This window comes from Amycolatopsis sp. NPDC003676 (assembly GCF_053587275.1).
In genome coordinates this window covers 1-21,332 of sequence record NZ_JBSFNS010000124.1, presented here as the reverse complement: position 1 = coordinate 21,332, position 21,332 = coordinate 1, and the positions used below count along the sequence as shown (strand labels likewise).

At 69.1% G+C, this 21,332-nt stretch carries 16 protein-coding genes; 4 read left to right on the top strand and 12 right to left on the bottom strand.

Translation table 11 applies throughout. The annotated features are described in order from the left end of the window. Positions 1-123 precede the first annotated feature (123 nt). From ACWDNU_RS39205 to ACWDNU_RS39170, 8 genes are all read right to left on the bottom strand, one after another. Positions 124-3,135 (bottom strand): helix-turn-helix transcriptional regulator, encoded by a 3,012-nt coding sequence (locus ACWDNU_RS39205; RefSeq protein ID WP_449672570.1) that lies wholly within the window; start codon positions 3,133-3,135, stop codon positions 124-126. 682 nt (positions 3,136-3,817) lie between these two features. After that, positions 3,818-4,024 carry a hypothetical protein gene (locus ACWDNU_RS39200; RefSeq protein ID WP_370939002.1) on the bottom strand — a complete coding sequence of 69 codons (207 nt, stop codon included), beginning with the start codon at positions 4,022-4,024 and terminating at the stop codon, positions 3,818-3,820. 185 nt (positions 4,025-4,209) lie between these two features. Continuing rightward, complete coding sequence (locus ACWDNU_RS39195) at positions 4,210-4,407, bottom strand: DUF397 domain-containing protein (RefSeq protein ID WP_037809881.1); 198 nt, start codon at positions 4,405-4,407, stop codon at positions 4,210-4,212. 13 nt (positions 4,408-4,420) lie between these two features. Then, positions 4,421-5,320 (bottom strand): helix-turn-helix domain-containing protein, encoded by a 900-nt coding sequence (locus tag ACWDNU_RS39190; protein ID WP_370939003.1) that lies wholly within the window; start codon positions 5,318-5,320, stop codon positions 4,421-4,423. A gap of 427 nt (positions 5,321-5,747) precedes the next feature. Then, positions 5,748-6,650, bottom strand: a complete 903-nt coding sequence (locus ACWDNU_RS39185) for an acyl-CoA thioesterase (protein WP_449672569.1) — start codon at positions 6,648-6,650, stop codon at positions 5,748-5,750. Between the two features lie 36 nt (positions 6,651-6,686). Continuing rightward, complete coding sequence (gene pyk, locus ACWDNU_RS39180; RefSeq protein ID WP_370939005.1) at positions 6,687-8,111, bottom strand: pyruvate kinase; 1,425 nt, start codon at positions 8,109-8,111, stop codon at positions 6,687-6,689. A 157-nt stretch (positions 8,112-8,268) separates the two neighbouring features. After that, complete coding sequence (locus ACWDNU_RS39175; protein WP_370939006.1) at positions 8,269-8,934, bottom strand: DUF2461 domain-containing protein; 666 nt, start codon at positions 8,932-8,934, stop codon at positions 8,269-8,271. A gap of 57 nt (positions 8,935-8,991) precedes the next feature. Beyond that, entirely contained in the window at positions 8,992-10,218 is a 1,227-nt protein-coding gene (locus ACWDNU_RS39170) for a glycoside hydrolase family 18 protein (protein ID WP_449672568.1), read from the bottom strand. A gap of 169 nt (positions 10,219-10,387) precedes the next feature. Between ACWDNU_RS39170 and ACWDNU_RS39165 the strand changes: the two genes are divergently transcribed. Both ACWDNU_RS39165 and ACWDNU_RS39160 read left to right on the top strand, forming a co-directional pair. Continuing rightward, entirely contained in the window at positions 10,388-10,690 is a 303-nt protein-coding gene (locus ACWDNU_RS39165; RefSeq protein ID WP_182890918.1) for an ArsR/SmtB family transcription factor, read from the top strand. A 10-nt stretch (positions 10,691-10,700) separates the two neighbouring features. Next, on the top strand, positions 10,701-12,137 hold the full coding sequence (locus tag ACWDNU_RS39160; RefSeq protein WP_449672567.1) for an aromatic amino acid ammonia-lyase: 1,437 nt from the start codon (positions 10,701-10,703) through the stop codon (positions 12,135-12,137). 94 nt (positions 12,138-12,231) lie between these two features. On the opposite strand, the gene ACWDNU_RS39155 is transcribed toward ACWDNU_RS39160, so the two are convergent. Beyond that, complete coding sequence (locus ACWDNU_RS39155) at positions 12,232-15,048, bottom strand: ATP-binding protein (protein WP_449672566.1); 2,817 nt, start codon at positions 15,046-15,048, stop codon at positions 12,232-12,234. A 170-nt stretch (positions 15,049-15,218) separates the two neighbouring features. On the opposite strand from ACWDNU_RS39155, the gene ACWDNU_RS39150 reads away from it, so the two are divergent. Continuing rightward, on the top strand, positions 15,219-16,961 hold the full coding sequence (locus ACWDNU_RS39150; RefSeq protein ID WP_449672565.1) for a putative Ig domain-containing protein: 1,743 nt from the start codon (positions 15,219-15,221) through the stop codon (positions 16,959-16,961). Between the two features lie 48 nt (positions 16,962-17,009). On the opposite strand, the gene ACWDNU_RS39145 is transcribed toward ACWDNU_RS39150, so the two are convergent. From ACWDNU_RS39145 to ACWDNU_RS39135, 3 genes are all read right to left on the bottom strand, one after another. Further along, positions 17,010-17,444 carry a VOC family protein gene (locus tag ACWDNU_RS39145; RefSeq protein ID WP_449672564.1) on the bottom strand — a complete coding sequence of 145 codons (435 nt, stop codon included), beginning with the start codon at positions 17,442-17,444 and terminating at the stop codon, positions 17,010-17,012. Between the two features lie 9 nt (positions 17,445-17,453). After that, positions 17,454-18,728, bottom strand: coding sequence for a S41 family peptidase (locus ACWDNU_RS39140; protein WP_449672563.1), 1,275 nt, complete (start codon positions 18,726-18,728; stop codon positions 17,454-17,456). Between the two features lie 82 nt (positions 18,729-18,810). Further along, positions 18,811-19,836: a 6-phosphofructokinase gene (locus ACWDNU_RS39135; RefSeq protein ID WP_344267830.1), complete on the bottom strand. Its 1,026-nt coding sequence runs from the start codon at positions 19,834-19,836 to the stop codon at positions 18,811-18,813. 290 nt (positions 19,837-20,126) lie between these two features. Here ACWDNU_RS39135 and ACWDNU_RS39130 point away from each other — a divergent pair, with 290 nt between their 5' ends. After that, positions 20,127-21,218: a 3-deoxy-7-phosphoheptulonate synthase gene (locus ACWDNU_RS39130; protein ID WP_449672562.1), complete on the top strand. Its 1,092-nt coding sequence runs from the start codon at positions 20,127-20,129 to the stop codon at positions 21,216-21,218. Positions 21,219-21,332: the final 114 nt, after the last annotated feature.

The window sequence follows — 21,332 nt, the reverse complement described above, 5'->3', positions numbered from 1 at the left end:
GGTGCTTGTCAAGGCGGGAAAGATGCCTTGACAAGCACCCCCAGACCGTCAGCACACTCAAGCTTCGGGGTGCCCCACGCACGCCAGGGCGCAATGTCGCCGCCAGGCGACGAGCCGACCCCCTTACTCAGGAACCGTAAGCAACCCCCGGTCATAAGCAATCGCCACAGCCTCAGCCCGCCGACTAGCCCCCAACTTCGCCATCACCCGCGAAAGATGCACGCTTACCGTCTTCTCGGAGATGTACAGCTCCTCCCCCACCTGCCGGTTGGTCCGGCCGAGCGCGACGCGCTCCAGCACGTCCCGCTCCCGGTCGGTCAAGGGGTTCAGCTGCGGTCGGGCAGGCACAGCCTCGACACCGGACAACTCCACCCGAGCCCGATGCGCCACATCCCGCACCGCGTCCCGCAACGGAACGGCGTCAAGCTTCACCGCGACCGAATGCGCCGCCTCCAACGCCTCCGCCGCCCCAGCCCGTCCGGCGGCCAGCAGCGCCTCCCCCTGCCGCCAACGACAGACCGCCTGTTCGTAGATCGCACCGTAGGAATACGCCTCGGCTGCTTCCGCCCACAGGTCTGGATCCGCCGGACCTTCCAACGCAGACGCGGCAGCCTCCATCCTCGCCAGCCAGGCCCGCCCCTCCGGCCCCATAGTCCCGGAGCGCGGATGCCCCTCAGCAGCACACCGCCGCCCATGCGCCAAAAGCCGACGGCCGATCGCCACAAAGCCGTCCGCCGCAGCTTGGTCCCCCTTGGCCCGGGCCTCAGCAGCCAACGCGGCAGCGGACGGAATCGCCAGCGCCACGATCCGAATCCCGCCCAGCAGCGCGGACTCGGCCTTCTCCAGCCACTGCACCAACTCGTCGGTGATCCGCAACGCCTCGGAATGCTCTCCGCGCCAAGCAGCCAGCTCGATCGCCGCATCCCCGGCCGCCATCGCGATCTGCAGATCCGCCATCCACTGCTGCCGAAGACCGGGCAACGCCTTGGCCGCGTCCGCGAACCGCCCGCGCCCCACCAGGAACAGCACCCAGTTGGCCAAAATTCGAGCAGCGACCGCGCTGGACACGCCTCGTCGCGCGCGCCCGGCAGCGTCCTCCTTCGGCCAATCCCCGCTCAGATAACGCAAGTAGAGCAGCCGGGCCCGCAACTCCAGCCCGTACGTGCTCCAGGTAAGCCCGGTTTCCTCAGCCCGCGCGACTCCCCGCGCGGCGTGCGCGAGCGCGAGATCCATCTCGGCTTGGTCGTCGTAGCTGAGGGCGAGGAAGTACATCGCGCGGATCTCGACGTTCAACGCACCCGCGTCGTGCGCCTTCTGTTCGGCTTCCCGCAAGCGCTCGCGGGCCTCATCGGCATCGCCCGCGCTGTCGGCCAACGTGCCGAGCGTGACGAGCGCCGACGCCTCGGCCCCGACCGCACCAACGGCGCGCGCGTCCGCGACCGCGGTATGCGCGCTGGCCAACGCCTCGGTGTGCTGGTCGCGCAGCCGCTGGAACCCGGCCCGCGAAGCCAGCACCCACGCCCGCGCACCGCTGGGTTCCCGCTCGGCGACCAGCTCCCAAGCGCGCTCGATCGCCTGGACCGCCTCGTCGAATGTGCCTTCCAGCGTGAGCAGCGTTTCGGCCAGCCGACGCCAGACCTTCGCCGAATGCTCGGGCGACGCGTCCGGCTTGAGCACTTCGGTGGCTGACCGCGCGTACGCCACCGCACGCTCCGGCTCGCCGGAAGTGCCGGCGAAGTACGAGGCCTCGCTGAGCAGCTTCAACTCGTCGACGCCGTCGGGACGGTTTTCCGGAGCCACGGCGTCCCAAATGGACTGTGCTTGTTCGATGTGCCGCAACGCCGCGCCGGGCGCGCCGAGCTTTTCCGCTTCGTCCGCGGCGCGGAGCAACGCCGAGAGGGCTGTGTCGAAGTCCCGGCTTTCCAGGCTGTGGAAGGCCAGCTTCGCGTCGTGGCCGCGGCCTTGCGGCATGGACTTGATCCGCGCCGCGTATCCGGCGTGCATCCGCGTGCGCTCGCCGGGCAGCAGGTCCGCGTAGACCGCTTCCTGCAGCAAAGCGTGCCGGAAAGTGTAGAAACCGCCCTCGATGACGAGGACGTGGTGCTGCACGGCTTCCCGCAGCGCCTCGTCCAGCTCCAGGTCGCCGATGCCCGCGACTTGCGCGAGCGCGGCGTGCGAGACCGATTCGTTGGCGACCGAGATGACCCGGAGGACCCGGCGCGTCTCGGCGGGAAAACGTTCGAGCCGAGCCAGAAGGACCTCGGCGAGCCCGGCGGGAAGATCTTGGCAGTCTGCTCCCGTAGCAAGGAGTTCCTCGACGAAGAACGGATTGCCCTCGGACCGTTCGGCGATGTCCGCGACTACGTCCGGCGACAGCGGTTCTTCAGCCAGCGCCGCGACGAACGCGCGCGCGTCGGCCGGTCCGAACGGGGCCAGCGCGACCTGTTCGACGGTGTTCAGCCGGACCAGTTCGGACAGCAGACCGCGCAGCGGATGCCTGCGGTGGACGTCCTCCTCGCGATAGCTGCCGACGACCAGCAGCCGCTGCGCGCGCAGGCGGCTGAGCAGGAAGGACAACAGGTTGCGGGTGGAGGAATCCGCCCAGTGCAGGTCTTCGAGCAGGACGACCACCGGCTGCTCCTGGCCGACCTCGGTCAGCACCCCCAGTACCGCGTCGAACAGCTGGAGCTGGCCCAGGTCCTGCTCGGGCCGCACCCGGCGGACGCCCTCGCGCTCCCCTTCGGACACCTGCCCGTGGTCGCTGGTCGCGGCAGGCTGCGGATCGCCGCCTTGCGGCAGCAGCATCCCCAGCGCGGACCGCGCCCGCACCGCCGCCGCAACCGCGGGATCGGCCGACGACCCCAGCGGAGCCAGTGCCTCGGCGAACGGCAGGTAGGGCAGACCGCCGTCGCGCACGTCGATGCACCGGCCGGTGAGCACGAGCCCGCCGCAACCGGCGACGTGCTCCCCGAGCGCGGTCAGCAGCCGGGTTTTGCCGACCCCGGCATCGCCCGCGATGAGCACCGCACCTGCTTCTCCGCGTTCTGCGCGCGCGAAGGCCGCTCGCAGCCGCCGCATCTCCTGCGTGCGGGCGACGAGCGGAATACCGGAACCGAGACGAGGCACGAGATGCATTCTCACCTACACCCCCGACAGTTCCGACATGGATTTCCTCGTGGCGGCCGGTTCGGCCAGTGATCTCCGTCCGATCGGCGGACGAAGGAAGCTTCGGGCGGCGCGGCGCGTCGGCCCAGGCGGTGCTCCGGGAACCGATCGGCGGGCGGGCCGCGGCAAGTCTCTGGCGGGCAGGGGCCTCGGTTGACTCGCTGCGGTGCTTCGCGGCGGAAAGCACCGCCGCGACCTCGCTGCGCGCGAGGCCTGGCACGCGATCCTGAAGTCCAATGGCAGGAACTTAAGGCGTCGCTCGGGGTGGGGTTGAGGGGGGTCTGTGCAGGCCGTAGCGGCTGGCGGGCGGGGGAGTTTCTTGCCGAGGGGCCGGTGCGGGCGACGGAGGCTGGGTGTCGTCTGTGAGGGGAACCCTGAGGGAATCTGATTCCCTCAGGGTTCCCCTCACGTACCGGAAGACACGGTCATATGGGCATCAATCAGGCGTTTCGCCGGTGCAAGTGTCCTTTGTGGACGGGCAGCTGACTGAAGCAACGCAGCTTAAGTTCCCGACGTTGATCCTGAGGGAGCTTCGCGCTGGCGGGCGAAGCGGGCGGAATGTGTCCGGCGGGCGGAGCGGCCGCCCCGGAAACCGTGTTCCGGCCTGCCGCCCCGCCCGACCCCCTTACCGTCCCCGACCCGGGCCCGGGGCTCAAGCGCTATGTCGCGCCCGGGCCTCCGGTACCGTCGCCGTGCGCCTTTGCTGGCGGGGCACCTCGACATTCGTGATGCGGTGTGCGCGCACCCAGCGGACGACGCGGTTGCCGCGGCTCAGGCGGGCCTGGCGGGCGGCGCGGCGCAGTTCGGCCATGCGGTAGTCCACCTCGGCGCGGGTGGCGTCCCAGTTGTAGTCGCTCATCGGATTCTCCCCAGCGGGTCGTGGTTCCTTGACGAAGACCACTTTCGTGCTGAGGGCCCCTCCCGGACATCAGGTGATCGCCTACACCCGGACGCGAAAAGACCCCTTACCCGCGCTCTCGACTAAGGAAGTCCAGGTCGAGCGGGGTAAGGGGTCTCCGTGCAGCGATCAGCCGGGCGAACGGATCAAGCCTGCCCCTGGCCGCGCACCGCGTCCAGCAGCGCCTGCCAGCCGGCGGCGGGCAGGCGGAACGCTCCGCCTTCCGGGTCTTTCGAGTCGCGCACCGCGGCGCCGCCCGCGACGAAGGCGACCTCGACGCAGTCGTTGCCGCCGCCGCTGTAGCTGCTCTTGCGCCACTGGGCACCGGAAAGGTCGGCCATCATGGTCCCCACATCCTCACTGTCTCGGGTTGGTGTTCCTCGGTTCCTGAACCGCGGCGGCCTGTTCGGCGAACCGGCCGGCCGCGTCGGTGATCAGAGCCACCGAATCGTCCGGTTTCAGCGCTGCTGCGCGCAGGTGGTCGAACATCAGCGCGTAGCGCCGGACGTCGTCGGGCTGTTCGAGGTACAGGCCGCTGGAAGTGCTGTCGTCGACGTAGACCACGTCGGGATCGGCCTGCTCGGGGAAGCCCATGATGAGGAACGGTCCCTCCATGCCGGGGTGCGCCCCGGCTCCGAACGGCACCACCTGGACGGTCACGTTCGGCTTCTCGGCCATCGCGCTCATCCGGTACAGCTGTTCGGCCATCACCTCGGCGCTGTCGACCACGCGGTGCAGCACCGCCTCGTCGATCACCGCCCAGTACTCGACCGGCGGGTCGTCGGTCAGCAGCTGCTGGCGCGCCATCCGCGCGGCGACCCGGCGGCGGGTCTCGGACTCCTCGGCGTCCGGGCGCAGCGCGCGGATCACCGAGAACGCGTAGCGCTCGGTCTGCAGCAGCCCCGGAACCAGCAGCGCCTGGAACGCGCGCAGCGAACTCGCGTCCGCTTCGAGGCCGACGAAGGTGCCGGTGAAGACTTCGTTGTAGGCGTGCCACCAGCCGCGTTTGCGCGCTTCGCGCGCGAGCTGGACGAGCGCCTCCTGCTCGTCGCCAGTGATGCCGTACAGCGCGAGCATGTCCCTCGCGTCGCGCGGGGTGACGCCGACGTGGCCGGTCTCGATGCGGCTCACTTTGGACGCCGAGCACTCCAGCTTCTCGCCGACCTCGTCGATGGTGAGATCGGCGGCTTCGCGCAGCCTCCGCAGCTCGCTCGCGAGGCGCCGGCGGCGAACGGTCGGTCCCTGGCCTCTCGCCACGGCAGCACCTCCGGTCCGTATTGTTGCCCGCACTGCATATCTAACCAGGTGATCGACTTGTCAGTGGAGTAATAACACCGGGGAATTCCCGCTGTCGAGACGGGAGCCGCCGGTCACCGGTTCCGACCTGCATTGTGCAGAGTGCGCTTGTACTCTGGCATCCTGCGGGCCGAGACGCGAATCCAGCCGCGCCGACGGCCCTGAGCAGCGTAGACGACGGCCGTCCTCGGCTATTCGCGGACACCGCGGTAAAGCGGACGACCAGGTGTCCGGGGCCGCCCCCCGACCGGTCCCGGGCACCTTCCTTCGTCTCGCGGGTATTACTCAGACGTGTTTTCCCGCGCAATTTCGCCACGAGAGCGTGGCAGTTTCCGACGATTTCCTTGCAGACAGCCACTCAGAGTGGTCATCGATGGGGTGAACGTCCTTACCGGACCCGCAGCAGTCCTTCTTGGACCACGGTCGCGACGTGCAAGCCGTCGCGGGTGAAGAACCGTCCGGTGGCCAGCCCGCGGGCACCCGAAGCGCTCGGGGACGTGCTGTCGTAAAGGAACCACTCGTCCGCCCGGAATGGACGGTGGAACCACAACGCGTGGTCGAGGCTCGCGCCGAGCACCTTGTCGACGTCCCAGTACACGCCGTGCCGCGCGAGCACCGAGTCCAGCAGCGTCATGTCCGAGGCGTAAGTGAGCACGCAGACGTGCAGGAGCTGGTTGTCGGACAGGGTTCCGTCGGCCCGCATCCAGACGCGGTGACGCGTCGGGCGTTCGCCGGTGGAGCGGGTGATCCACGGCGGCTCGCCGATGTAGCGGATGTCGATCGGCCGCGGGCGTTCGGCGTGGCGCAGGCCGTATCCGGCGGTGAGCTCGGGGAAGGTCGGCAGCGACTCCGGGGCGGGCACGTCGTCCGGCATCGGCTCGGCGTGGTCGATGCCCGGCTCGTCCTTCTGGAACGACGCGGACAGCGAGAAAATCGCCTTGCCGTGCTGGACCGCGACCACGCGCCGGGTGGTGAACGAGCGGCCGTCGCGGATGCGGTCCACTTCGTACACGATCGGGACGCTCGGGTCGCCGCCGCGGATGAAGTACGCGTGCAGCGAATGGACCCGCCGCTCCTCCGGGACGGTCCGGCCCGCCGCGACGAGCGCCTGCCCGGCGACCTGCCCGCCGAACACGCGCACCGGCGAGTGCGCGGGCGAAACGCCGCGGTAGATGTTCTCTTCGATCTTCTCCAGGTCCAGCAGCGCGACGAGCTTGTCCAGCACCGGCTGCCCGCCGCCACCGGTGCTCGTGTCGAGTCCGGTGGCGGCTTCCCTGGCCATCTCAGTCATGCCGGAACCCTATGCGGGAAGGGTTCCGCACGTCCCTTATGCGTGGTCGTCTTCACCGAGCCGGTGGACGTGGATCAGGTTGGTCGACCCGACGGTCCCGGGCGGGGAGCCCGCGACGATCACCACGAGGTCGCCGCGCTGGTACTTGCCCATTTCGAGCATCGCGTGGTCGACCTGCTGGATCATCTGGTCGGTGGAGTCCACCCGCGGCACGATCTGCGTCGTGGTGCCCCAGGTGAGCGCCAGCTGGCTGCGGACGCTCTGCTCCGGCGTGAACGCCATCAGCGGCAGCCGCGTGTGCAGCCGCGCGAGGCGGCGCACGGTGTCGCCGGACTGCGTGAACGCGACCAGCGCCTTGGCGTTGAGCCGCTCGCCGATGTCGCGGGCGGCGTAAGAGATCACGCCCCGCTTGGTGCGCGGCACGTGCGACAGCGGCGGCACGACCGGCGAATCCGTCTCGACAGCCTCGACGATCCGGCCCATGGTCTGGACCGTTTCGATCGGGTACCGGCCGACGCTCGTCTCGCCGGACAGCATCACCGCGTCCGCGCCGTCGAGGACCGCGTTCGCGACGTCGGACGCCTCGGCGCGGGTCGGGCGGGAGTTGTTGATCATCGACTCCAGCATCTGCGTGGCGACGATGACCGGCTTCGCGTTCTCGCGGCAGATCTGGATGGCGCGCTTCTGCACCAGCGGGACCTGCTCGAGCGGCAGTTCGACGCCGAGGTCGCCGCGGGCGACCATCACCGCGTCGAAGGCCAGCACGATGGCCTCGAGGTTGTAGACCGCCTCGGGCTTCTCGATCTTCGCGACGACCGGCAGCCGTCCCTTGCCCACGCGGTCCATGACCTGGTGCACGAGGTCGATGTCGGCGGGCGAGCGCACGAAGGACAGCGCGATGAAGTCGACGCCCAGCTGCAGCGCGAACTCCAGGTCCTCGATGTCCTTGTCGGACAGCGCGGGCACCGAGACGTCCATCCCGGGCAGCGACACGCCCTTGTTGTTGCTGACCGGGCCGCCCTCGGTCACCTCGCACACGACGTCCGGGCCCTCGACGTCCTTGACCACCAGGCCGACCTTGCCGTCGTCGACCAGCAGCCGGTCGCCCGGCTTGGCGTCCTTGGCGAGTCCCTTGTAGGTGGTCGAAACCCGGTCGTGGGTGCCGGCGACGTCCTCGACGGTGATCCGGACGACGTCCCCGGTGTGCCATTCCGCCGATCCGCTGGCGAACGTGCCCAGCCGGATCTTCGGTCCTTGCAGGTCGGCGAGGATCCCCACCGCCCGGCCACTTTCGGCGGCCGCGGACCGGACCAGGTCGTAGACCTGCTTATGGTCGCTGTGGCTGCCGTGGCTGAAGTTCATCCTCGCGACGTCCATCCCGGCGTCGACGAGTGCCCGCATCTTCTCCGGCGTGGAGGTCGCGGGACCCAATGTACAAACGATCTTCGCGCGTCGGCTCACGTCCGGAGAGCCTAGTCGCTCGGGCCGCTCCCGTCTGTACCGATCCCGAAGTTCCGGCCGCCGAACGCGGGAAGGATTCAGTTCCGGGCACCGGCGTGCGCTGGGCGACCGCGCCGCGCACGGGCACCCGGAATCACCCGAACGGGGGAGGACGGCCTCAGCGCCGCGGTTTCTCGCTCGGGCCTACGTGGTCGCGTGCCCATTCGTTGAATTTCCGCAGCTGACGCCACGATTTCCGCACCCGGTCGAAGGTCTCGCGCTCGTGCAGGAAGTCGTCCGGCTCCCAGACCCGGACGGCGTACACCGAACGGTGCCGCAGCAGGTCGAGGCGCGGATGGTCCTCGGCGAACCCGCGCGGTTTGGACTTCAGCCGGTCGCCGAGAATTTCCCAGCCCGCCTTGCGCAGGCTGGCCAGTATTTTCTCCAGCTCGGGCCCGTGCAGTTCGGTGTCGACCGCTGTGCGGTAGCGGGCCAGCTGGTCCGAGGCCAGGTGGAAGCAACCGCCCCCGACGCGCAGCCCGACCGGGCCTACCTCGACGTAATACGCTCCCCCGCCGCGGCCGGACTCGATCACGCCGCCGCAGTGCGTCTTGTACGGCGTCTTGTCCTTGGCGAACCGGACGTCGCGGTAGGGCCGGAACACCTTCGCCTCGCCGAAGCCCGCGCCGAACTCCGGCTCCAGCTCGGCCAGCAGCGCCTCCATCGGAGCCCGGACGTGCTCCTTGTAGATCGCCACGTTGTCGTCCCAGTAGGCCTTGGTGTTGTCCGCGAGCAGCCCGTCGTAGAACTCGACGGCGTGCTCCCCGAATCCGCTGAACTTCACCCACAGCACGATAAACCGGGGCACCGACAGAATCGGCGCCCCGGCCGCATCGGGGTCCTACTTGGCGAGTGCCGTGATCAGTTCGCCGTTCGAGGTGTCGCCGGACAGCTCCCAGAAGAAGGTGCCGCCGAGACCCTGCGACCTCGCGTACGACGTCTTGCCCGCGATGGTCGACGGGGTGTCGTAGCTCCACCAGTTGGAACCGCACTTGGCGTACGCGGTGCCCGCGACGGTCCCGGTCGCCGGGCAGCTCGTCTTGAGGATCTTGTAGTCCTCGATGCCCTGCTCGTACTTGCCGGGAGCCGGTCCGGTCGCGGTGCCGCCCGGCGCGCTCTGCGTGACGCCGGTCCAGCCGCGGCCGTAGAAACCGATGCCCAGCAACAGTTTCGAGGCCGGGACGCCCTTGGTCTTGAGCTTCTGGATGGCCGCATCCGAGTAGAAGCCCTGCGTCGGCAGGCCGTTGTACGACGTGAGCGGCGAGTGCGGCGCGGTCGGTCCTTGCGCGGCCCAGGCGCCGAAGAAGTCGTACGTCATCACGTTGTACCAGTCGACATACTGCGCGGCGCCCGCGTAATCGGTGGCGTCGAGCTTGCCGCCGTTGCTGCCGTCCGCGCTGATCGCGGCGGTGACGAGCTTCGACGAGCCGAACTTGCCCCGCACGGCCGCGAGCAGCTTCTTCAGCGCGTCGGGACCGCTGGTGTCACAGGTGAGGCCGCACGCGTTCGGGTACTCCCAGTCGAGGTCGATGCCGTCGAACAGCCCGGCCCACCGCTTGTCGTTGACGAGGTTGTAGCAGGAGTTCGCGAAGGCTTCCGGGTTCTTCGCGGCCTGCCCGAAGCCGCCGGACCAGGTCCAGCCGCCGAACGACCAGATGATCTTCAGCCCGGGATGCTTGGCCTTCAGCTTCTTGAGCTGGTTGAAACTGCCCGCGAGCGGCTGGTCCCAGGTGTCGGCGACGCCGTCGACGCTGCCTCCCGCGTCGTAGGTTTTCTGGTAGTCGGCCCACGCGTCGCCGATCGCGCAGCCGCCGCCGGTGACGTTGCCGAAGGCGAAGTTGATGTGCGTGAGCTTGTTCGCCGAGCCGGACGTCTCGATGTTCTTCACGTGGTAGTTGCGGTCGTAGATGCCCCAGTCGGTGAAGTAGCCGACCACTTTCCCGGCCGCGGCCTCGGTTCTCGCGGGGGCGGCCGTCGAAGCGGCGGGGACGAGCGCGGCCGCGGCGGCGAACGCCGCGGTCGCCAGGCCGGCCAGTGCCAGCAGGCGTTTTCTGCGCAAGCGAAGCATCGTTGCTCCCTTCAGGAGTCACCGTCGGTGACGAAGCGGTAACGGTGGGGACGAATGCACCGTAAGTGGACTAGACCACCAGGTCAATGGTTTAGACCATAAAACGGACATTCGGCGGTACTCGCATTCCTTGACAGGCATATGCCCCGCGAGGCAGATTTCCGGGGTGATGCAGACCTTCGACGTGCTGGCCGAACCCCGCCGCCGCGCGCTGCTGGACCTGCTGCTCGAGGGCGAGCGGTCGGTCGGCGAACTGGTGGCCGAACTGCGGCTCAGCCAGCCCGCCGTGTCCAAGCACCTGCGCGTGCTGCGCGAGGCGGGGCTGGTGACCGTGCGGGTGTCCGCGCAGCGCCGCTGCTACCGGCTGCGCGCCGAACCGCTGGCCGAAGTGGACGCGTGGCTCGCGCCCTACCGGCAGTTCTGGGCGGACCGGCTCGACGCGCTCGAACAGCGACTGGACGAAACCGAGTGAGGAGCACGCCGTGATCCGAGTGGACGGCCGGACCCTGCGGTGCGCCGACGTGGTCGCGGCGGCGCACACCGAAGGCCCGCTGGCGATCGACGTGTCCATCGCCGCGATGCGCGCGGCTGAGCATTCGTGGAAGCTGGCCGAGGACCTGAGCACCCGGCGAGTGGTTTACGGCCGCACCACCGGCGTCGGAGCGAACAAGGACGACGCGGTCGACGAGCCTGCCGAGCACGGTCTTCGCTTGCTGCGCAGCCACGCTGGCGGCAGCGGCGACCTCCTGCCGGACAGCCAGATCCGCGCGATGCTGCTGATCCGGCTCAACCAGCTGCTGACCGGCCGGTCCGGAATCAGCCCGGAGCTGATCAACGCACTCGCCGAAGCCGTGCGCACTGGTGCGTTGCCAGTGGTGCACCGACTGGGTGCCATCGGCACCGGCGATCTTGCCCCGCTCGCGGAAACCGCACTCGCGTTGGCCGGTGAACGCGCGTGGGCGATCGGCGCGGTGCCACCGGTTCCGGTGCATGCGGGCGACGCGTTGGCGTTCATGAGCAGCAACGCCGCGACACTCGCCGAAGCAACTCTCGCCGCGATGAGCCTCGACACGCTCACTCGCGCGAGCCACGCCGTCGCCGCGCTCACGTACGTGGCTCTCGACGGCAACCCCGAGGCGTACGCGACACCTGTGCACGAAGCACGTCCGCACGTCGGGCAGGTGGCTTGCGCGGCTGAGATGCGTCGGCTGTTGGGCATGCACGGCACGCCTAAACCGGGGCGTCGGCTTCAGGATCCCTTCGGGTTGCGGGCTTTTCCTCAAGTGCAAGGCCCTGCTTTGGACGCGATCCACTACTTGCGCGATGTGCTCGCCGTGGAGATCAATGCCAGCACGGAAAATCCGATGATCTCTACGGTGCACGGCGATGCTTACCACCATGCGCACTTCCACACCGCTTACGTCTCGACGGCGCTCGATCAAGCCCGCGCGACGGTGCATCAGGTGGCGGAGCTGTCCGTGGCTCGGTTGGGCGACTTGGTGGAACCGGAATTCACCGGGCTGCGGCCGTTTCTCGCCGTCGGGCCGCCGGGGAGTTCCGGGGTGATGATCCTGGAGTATGTCGCGCACGACGCGCTTACCGAACTTCGGCAGGCGGCTTTGCCTGCGACACTGGGGACCGCTGTGGTTTCGCGCGGGATTGAAGATCACGCGAGTTTTTCGACGCAGGCTGCGCGGGCAGCCACAGCGGCGGCGGCTGCTTATCGGCAGGTGCTGGCTTGCGAGCTGGTGGCTGCCGTGCGGGCGTTGCGGATCCGGAAGGCTGAGCTGGTGGATCTGCCCGTGCGAGCGGCTTTCGCGGCTGCGGTGGGGGTGTTGGACGAGCGGCTGGAGGATCGGCCGTTGACCGAGGACATCGCGAAAGCCGCTGGAGTTCTCGATGAACTGGCGCGGATCTGACTGACCACAGTGGACACTCGGCTCGGGCAAATGTACGTGAGGGGAACCCTGAGGGAATCTGATTCCCTCAGGGTTCCCCTCACGTACAGTCGGCTCACTCCGGAGACAAGGCGTCCCGCCGCAACGCCGTGAACAACTCCTCCGCCTGCCCCCGATCCCGAGCCGCGGCAGCACAGTCGCCCCGGCGCTGAGCCAAACCGGCGTGCGCAGCGCTCACCCGGGCAAGCAGATACGGCGAAGCCATCCGTTCGGCCAGCACGTGCGCTTCTCCGAGACTTTCTTCCGCCAAGGCAAGGGATCCGCACCGAAGAAAAGCAAGCCCCTGCACCCGAAAAGCATCCGTACGCGCAAGGATGTGATCGATGTGCTCAGTACAAGCCACCGCCTCCGCCGCAGTCTCCCCAGCAGCGACCGGATCGCCAGCAGCCAGTTGCGCCTCGGCCAGGAACGGCAGGGCGTCGGTCATCTGCCAGCTCCGCTCCCCCTGCATCGCGAGCAACGGCAGCAACCGGCGCACCCCTCGCTCAGGTCGCCCAGCACGCACGTCGTTCTCCGCCAGTTGCGCGGACGCGTTGCAGATGATGTCGGCATTGTCGCTTTCCCGCCCCAGCCGAATCACCTGAGTCAGATCGTCGGCTGCCGCAGTGAAGCGGCCGCAGGCTGACCACAGCGCGCCCCGGCCGATGAGGGCCATCGCGCCGCACATGGGCGATCTGCCGTGTCCCGCCAGTTCCAGTGCCTGGCTGAACCGTCGCAAAGCATCGCCCCAGCGGCCGACGTAGACCGCGCTCGCGCCGAGGTTGCAGACGGCTCGGCTGAGCAGTTCCCGGTCGCCTAGTTCCTCGGCCAATAAAAGGATCCGCTCGAATTGCCGGTCGGCTCGGGTTAGTTCGCCGCGGTAGTGGTGCAGCACGGCGACCCCGGTCAGTGCGCGGACGACGATCTCGCGGTCGCCGCACAGTTCCGCAGTGGCGGCGGCGGTGTGCAGATCGGTCAGGGCTTCGTCGTTGCGGCCTAGCAGCCGTAATGCCAGGCCCCGGCGCAGGTGTCCGCCCGAGAGGCCGTGCTCATCCCCCACCGCTTCGGCAGCGACGATCGCGGCGGTGGACACCTCGACGGACTCTCGATAGCGCGTGCTCTGGTAGAGATTGGCGGCGCGAGCCAGCCGCAACTGGACGGCCGATCCGCCGGGTCGGTCTTCGGTCAGCGTCGGCGCGATCCGCGCCAGTCCCTCGCGCGGGGTGCCGCGTTGGTAGTGCAGGTAGCCGATCCGGGCGATCACCAGGCGTTGCCGTTCCTCGTCGCCTTCCTTGCGGTACACCAAAAGCGCGCGTTCGGCGGCGGCGAGCGCGGCGTCGTAACGGCCAGCGGCGGCGAGTGCGTCCGCCCAGGCTTCAGCCGCTTCGGCGACAGCGGCCTGCGAACCGGTGCGGTCCAAGAGATCGACCAGCGCGCCCAGGTGCTGGGCGGCCGTGTCGTGGGCGGCTTGTCTGCTGGCTTTTTCCGCGGCGTGCCGCAAGGTTTGCGCGGCTCGTTCAGTGTCCTGCGCGTGCGTGTAGTGGTAAGCCGCAGCCGCGCCGCCCAATGCCTCGGCCAGTCTGCGGTGCAGTACATGTCGACGGCTTGGCGGCAGGTCTCCGTTCATCACCTCGGCGACCAGTTCGTGGGTCAGCCGCACGCCCTCGGCGTTTTCGTCCAGCAGCCGCGCGGTGTGCGCGGGTGCCAGCACTTCGGACAGTTCGGCCGGATCCAGCCCGGCAGCGGCGGCGAGGACGTCCGGGTCCATCCGCTGCTGCCCCACCGCCAGCAGCGTCAGCACTTCGGCGGTCCGTTCGGGCAGCGAACCGAGCTGACGCCGTACCGCGTGAGTGAGGCCCCACGGCAGTTCCGCGGGCGGTTTGCCGGATCTGCCCAGTACGTGTCCCAGTTGGACCAGGAACAACGGGAGACCGCCAGCCAGCCGGAGCACCCGTTCGCGCGCGGACTGTCCTACCTCGGTCCCGGCGCTGTGGTGCAACAGCATCGTCGCGTCGTCGTCCGCCAGCGGGGCCAGGGAGTGCTGGGTCAGCAAGCCTTTCCGGTACAAGTCGAGCAGAGTGTCGGCCAACGGCTCGGCGGCGGCGATCTCGGTGTCGCGGTAGGCGGCGAGGAATCGGACTCGATCCGGCCGGACGTCCTGGACCAGCGAAGCCAGCAGCGCGAGACCGTCCGGGCTAGCCCATTGGAGGTCGTCCAGAATCACGAGCACGCCATGTCGGCGCGCGAGCGTGTCGAGAAACCGGGCTGCTTCGGCGAACATCAGCCAGCGGGGCGGGGCCGGTTCGGCGGTGCGTTGTTCGGGCAGCAGGAATGACAGGCCGGGTCCGGTGGGATGCTCGGACGCGTGCCGGGCGAACGCCTCGGAGAGCGGCGCGTACGGCTCTCCGCCGTGCCGGGAGCACGCTGTGGAAAGCACCACCGTGCCGCGGGTCTCGGCCAACGTCGCAGCTTCGGCGAGCAGCCGGGTTTTGCCGATCCCGGTCTGTCCGGCGAAAACCAGAAACGGCTTGCCCGTGCCGGAAATGTGTTTGTCCAGCAAGGCGTGTTCCTCGACGCGGCCGATGAGATCCGGTGCCGGGCGAGGCGGCGGGACCGAGTTGTCCGGCGGACGCTGCCTGCCTCGCCGGGCGGCCGCGAGCAGTTCGGCACGGCCGTCTTCGGGCAGCGCGAGACCGTCGGCGAGCAGTTGCACGGTGACCCGCCGCGGATGCCGCTGCCCGCGTTCGAGATTCCCCACGCCGCGCGTGCTCAGCCCGCAGCGCTGCGCCAGTTGTTCCTGCGTCAGCCCGGCCGCCCGGCGCAACCGGACCAGCGTCCGGTCGAACGATTCCGTCGCGCCGTCCGGCATGTCCCGCACCTCCCGCCGCTCCATGGTCGCTCGCCCCGGGGCAGGCGAACATCCTCCGAAGGTCGGGTTCCTCCTCCCGGCACAACAGCCGGTTGTGCCGGTTGTTCCTGGTTCCGCCCGCCTCGGTGAAATCCAATGGCGGCACCGCTTTTCGCCCGTCTTCCGGGCAGCGGCGTACCAGGAAGGACGCGATGATGCGTGCAGGAACGACCTTGAGACGGCTGGCCGCCGCCGGTGCGGCGCTCGCGCTGGGGGCGGGGGTGGCGGCGACGTTCACCCCGGCCGCCGACGCCAGCCCGCAGCTGAGCCCGGCGTCGTGCGCCAACGCACCTGAGGGCTACGCGAAATGCCAGGCGGTGCAACTGGTTTCGTCAGGAGCCCGTCCGGCCAGCGCGATGAGCCCGACCGATCTGCAGAAGGCCTACGGCGTTGCCGGATTGAAGAGCGGCGGGACCACCGTCGCGATTGTCGATGCCTTCGACGACCCCGGCATCGAGAAGGACCTGAACGACTACCGGTCGCACTGGAACCTCGGCTCCTGCACCAAGGCGAACGGCTGCCTGACCGTGGTCGGCCAGGACGGCACGAGCACGCTTCCGTCCAAGACCGACTCGGGCTGGGCGACCGAGATGGCCATCGACGTCGACGCGGTCAGCGCGCTCTGCCCGGACTGCAAAATCCTGCTGGTGGAAGGCAACAGCAACGAGGACAGCGACCTCGCCGCGGCCGTCGACAGCGCGGTCCGGCTCGGCGCGAAGATCGTGTCCAACAGCTACGCCGACCACGAAAGCGCGATTCCCTCGGACGCCGAGCAGCACTACAACCACCCTGGCGTCGCCATCCTCGGCGCCACCGGCGACTGGGGCAGCGAAAGCGGCGCGCAGGCCGAATACCCGGCCACCTCGCCCGAGGTGGTGGCGGTCGGCGGCACCACGCTGACCGCGTCCGGCGGCGGCTACACCGAAACCGCCTGGAACAAGACGGGCAGCGGCTGTTCGAGCAAGTTCAGCAAGCCCGCGTTCCAGAACGGGATCAGCACCGCGTGCGACAATCGAGCCACTTCGGACATTTCAGCCGACGCGGATCCCAACAGCGGCATCACGATCTACGTCAACGGCCAGCAGTCGCAGTACGGCGGAACCAGCCTCGCCACCCCGATCGTCGCCGGCATCTGGGCGCTCGCCGGAACGCCGAAGGACGGCGACAACGCCGCGACCTACCCGTACGCGCACACCGGCGACTTCAACGACGTCACCTCAGGCAGCAACGGCAGTTGCGGGACCGTCATCTGCAACGCGGGCACCGGCTGGGACGGCCCGACCGGCCTCGGCACCCCGCACGGCGTCAACGGCCTCACCCCGGGCGGCGGCACCAACGGCAAGCTGAGCGTCAGCAACCCGGGCAACCAGAACAGCGTGGTGGGCAAGGCGGTTTCGCTGAAGGTCACCGCTTCCGGCGGCACCTCGCCCTACACGTACTCGGCGGACGGGCTCCCGGCCGGGCTGTCCATCGACGGCAAAACTGGCTCCATCACCGGCACGCCGAGCGCCGAGGGCACCAGCAAGGTCACCGTGACGGCCACCGATTCCGCCGGGGCGACCGCGCAGGCTCCGTTCACCTGGACCGTCACGACGGCCCCGGTGGGCAAGCTGACCGCGAAGTTCACCACCGACTACGACTACGGGTTCGGCGCCTTCGCGCACTTCACGATCACCAACGGCGGCGCGTCGGCGGCGAACGGCTGGACGCTGTCGTTCGACCTGGCGTCGAACGAGTCGCTGTCGAACACGAACCCGGGCACCGCGTCCGGATCGACCGGGCACGTCGTGATCACCGGCCAGGACACCATCCCGGCGGGCGGCAGCCTCACCGTGTCGCAGATCTACCAGGTGTCGGGCGGCTCGTTCACCGCTCCGGCCAACGTTTCCGTCTCCTGAGAATCTGACCGTCGCCGTGCCGCGTGCCCCGCGGCACGGCGGCTTTTCTCAGTCCACGCAGAACTCGTTGCCCTCGACGTCCTGCATCGGGATGCAGGACTCGTTCACGCCGTCCGACTCCAGCACCTGCACGATGGACGCGCCCAGCGCCACCAGCCGGTCGGCCTCGGCCTTCAGGGCCGCCAGCCGCTCCTCGCCCGCCAAGCCAGTGCCCACGCGCACGTCGAGGTGCACGCGGTTCTTCACCACGCGGCCTTCGGGCACGCGCTGGAAGTACAGCCGCGGCCCGACCCCGTTCGGATCGACGCAGGCCGCCCACGAGCCCTGCTCCTCGGGCGGCTGAGTGCGGTCGAACTCGGCCCAGTCGGCGAACCCTTCCGGCGGTGGCGGCGCGACGTATCCCAGCACCTCGCACCAGAAGCGGGCGACCCGCACGGGTTCCGCGCAATCGAAAGTGACCTGGAACTGCTTGACCGACCCCATGCGCTCACCTTACCGGCGGGCGGCGGCCAGCGCCGGATCCCGCCCGGCGGCGAGGTCGTCCGGGGCGAAAACCGGGACCTCGATATCCGGACTGATGCCGGTGCCGTCGTAGGTGCGGCCGTGCGGGTCGAGGTACTCCTCGTTCGGCAGTGCCACCTTCCAGCCTTGCTTCGGCAGCGTGCGCTCCAGCATGTCCGAGAAGGCGCCCTGAGTGGACTGTCCGATCAGGACTGGCCGCGGATGCCGGTTCAGCAGTGCTTGCAGGAAGGTCTCCCCCGCTGAGACGTCGAGGCTGCCGGTGAGCACCGTCAACGGACCGGTGTAGCGCGGTGCCGCGGCGGGCTGCACGAAGAACGGTTGCGCCGCGGTGAACCGCGCCGGATTGTCCGGATCGTTGCGGGCGCGTTTGGCGTAGGCGAAGTGCGGTGTGTCGGTCAGCCGCGCGGCGACCTGCAAGCCGAGCGGATCGTCCCCGCCACCGTTGACGCGCAGGTCGAGGATCAGGCCGCGGAGGTGGTGCACCCGGTCGGCAGTGAAGATCTGGTCCAGCGCTGTCGCCAGGACTTTGCTGCTCGCGGCGAAAGTGTCGGCGTAGTCGTGGAAACTGCTGATCCGCAGGTAACCGCGACCCTCTGGCAGATCGGCGTAGGCGATGGCTCCGCCGGCCCAGCGGTAGATCGGCGGCCGAAGTTGGGCATCGGCGACGGCCATCGCACGCGAACCGGTCGTTTTCAGATCCGGGGTGCCGGGCCGGGGCGACGAGCAATGCTGATCTCCCGCGAGCAAGCCGACATGAGCGTCGTGCAGCGGACGGATCAGTCCGCATAGGACGTCGAAGAGCCGCTCCGGGTGCGCGGCGATCTCGCGGCGGGCAGCATCTCCTTCGGACTTCCAGTCGACGCCTTTCGCTGGGAAAAACGGGTAGTTCTCGGCAAAGGTATGCCAGAAGACGTCGAACACGTCGGCAGCCGGGCGCTGGCATTCGGTCGGCAATCCACCGGGAACACGCCGCAACGACCGCACACCCAGGTTGTCGTCGAAACTCATCCTGCCCGCGCGGATGGTGACGACGGATCCCTCGTTGGTAGAAAACCTTGTGCCGTCGCCAGTTCCGGAAAGAGAGCCGGGCAAGCAGCTGACCTTGGTGACGTCGTAGGTCGTCAGTTTGCCGCCGGACACTTGGACCAATTGCCCGTACCCGTCCGTCCGCCACACACCGTCCACAGTGGAGTTCGGCACCACGGTGGCCGAGAGCATCGTCAAGCCCGCCAGGAAGATTCGCACGAGCCGAGGGTAGAAAAAAGCCGGGGGCGCGCGGAATACCGCACGCCCCCGGCACCGTGGTGGGGTTGCCCCTACCCGTGGCTCAGCCGAAGAAGACTTCGGCTTCCTGGTACCGCTCCAGCGGAACGGTCTTCAGTTCGGCGGTCGCCTCGGACAGCTTCACGCGGACGATGTCAGTGCCCTTGAGCGCCACCATCACGCCGAAGTCGCCGTCGGCGACCGCGTCCACCGCGTGCAGACCGAAGCGGGTCGCGAGCACCCGGTCGTACGCGGTCGGGGTGCCACCGCGCTGGACGTGGCCGAGCACGACCGCGCGCGATTCCTTGCCGGTGCGCTCGGTGATCTCGTCGGCGAGCCAGTTGCCGATGCCGCCGAGCCGGACGTGTCCGAAGGCGTCCTTCTCGCCGGTCAGCAGCTTCTCCTCGCCGCCCTCGGGCAGCGCGCCCTCGGCCACGACGATGATCGGCGCGTACTCCTTCTCGAAGCGCTGCTCGACCCACTGCACGACCTGGTCGACGGAGAACTGCCGCTCCGGCACCAGGATCACGCTCGCGCCGCCGGCGAGGCCGGAGTGCAGCGCGATCCAGCCCGCGTGCCGCCCCATGACCTCGATGACGAGCGCGCGGTGGTGCGATTCGGCCGTGGTGTGCAGCCGGTCGATCGCCTCGGTGGCGATGGAGACCGCGGTGTCGAAACCGAACGTGTAGTCGGTGGCCCCGAGGTCGTTGTCGATCGTCTTGGGCACGCCGACGACGCCGATGCCGTCGTCGGTCAGCCGCTTCGCGACGCCGAGGGTGTCCTCGCCGCCGATCGCGACCAGCGCGTCCACGCCCTGGTCGGCGAGCACCTTGCGGATCTTGTCGACGCCGCCGTCGACCTTGTACGGGTTCGTCCGCGACGACCGCAGGATGGTGCCCCCGCGGGTGAGGATGTCCTCGACGTCGGCGAGGCCGAGCGGCCGGCTGTCGCCGGTCAGCGGGCCCTGCCAGCCGTTGCGGAAGCCGACGAACTCCCAGCCGTGCACTTCGACGCCCTTGCGGACCACCGCGCGGATGACCGCGTTCAGGCCGGGGCAGTCGCCGCCCCCCGTCAGCACACCGACACGCATCTGTTGCCTCCGTCTTTCCTCGCAGGGAGAGTGCAGTCACAGTCCGCGGACAGCGTAGCGGCTTTCATCTGGATCGGTGCAGGGCGGACCACCTGCCCAATCCGGTCCAGGCCGGGGCCGTCTGGCGGTGTGTTACCTTGGGGCTGTGCAGCGCTATTTCTGGTTTACGAAGCCGGCCCCGGGTGGGCACGGCGGCGTGAACCTGCGCTGACCTCCACCCCGAGCCGGATTCAGAACCGGCTCGGCGATTCTCCCGCGGGTCGGTGTCCACCAGGAAGGACCACCCGCACATGAACACCCCCCTCGTCGCCGCCCCCGCCGACGCGAGCACCCTGGACAACCGCCGCACCACGTCGGTCAGTCCCCTCATCTCGCCCGCATTGCTGCGCGAAGACCATCCCGTGGACGCCGCCGTCGCGAAAGTCGTGCAAAACGGCCGGACGGAAACCGTCGACATCCTCGACGGCCGCGACGACCGCCTCGCGGTGATCGTCGGCCCGTGCTCGGTCCACGACCCCGAAGCCGCCCTCGACTACGCCCGCCGCCTGGCCGCCAAGGCTGAGTCGCTGCGCGAAGACCTGCACATCGTGATGCGGGTGTACTTCGAAAAGCCGCGCACCACGCTGGGCTGGAAGGGCCTGATCAACGACCCGGACCTGGACGGCACCTTCTCCGTCAACAAGGGCCTGCGCCTGGCCCGGAAACTCCTCCTGGACGTCTCCGAACTGGGCCTCCCGGTCGGCTGCGAATTCCTGGACCCGATCACCCCGCAGTTCATCGCCGACATCGTCACCTGGGGCTCGATCGGCGCTCGTACCGCGGCCAGCCAGGTCCACCGGCAACTGTGCAGCGCCCTGTCCATGCCGGTCGGCATCAAGAACTCGACGGAAGGCGACATCCAGGTAGCCGTGGACGCGACCCGCGCCGCCGCGGCGTCCCACGTCTTCCCCGGCATCAACGTGGACGGCCTGGCCGCCCTGGTGACGACCTCCGGAAACCCGGACTGCCACGTAATCCTGCGCGGCAGCTCCGCGGGCCCGAACTACGACCCGGCCACCGTGGAGGAAACCCTCGCCCGCCTGGCGAAATCGGGTCTGCCGGAACGCCTGGTGATCGACGCGAGCCACGGCAACAGCAACAAGGACCACGTCCGCCAGTCCGAGGTAGTCCGCGACCTGGCCGCCCGGATCTCCGCCGGCGAACGCGGAATCGCGGGCCTGATGCTGGAAAGCAATCTGGTCGCCGGACGCCAAGACCTGGTGCTGGGCCAAGCGAGCGAGCTGACCTACGGCCAGTCCATCACCGACGCCTGCATGGACTGGAACACGACGGAAGACCTGCTGGACACCCTGGCAACCGCCGTCCGCACCCGCCGCCACTAACCCTCACTCGCCGAGCCCGTCCGCAGCGCCCCAATGTGGCATTGGGTGCATCTGACGCACCGAACGCCACATTGGGTGCATCGCACGCACCCAATGCCACAATTGGGCGCTAGC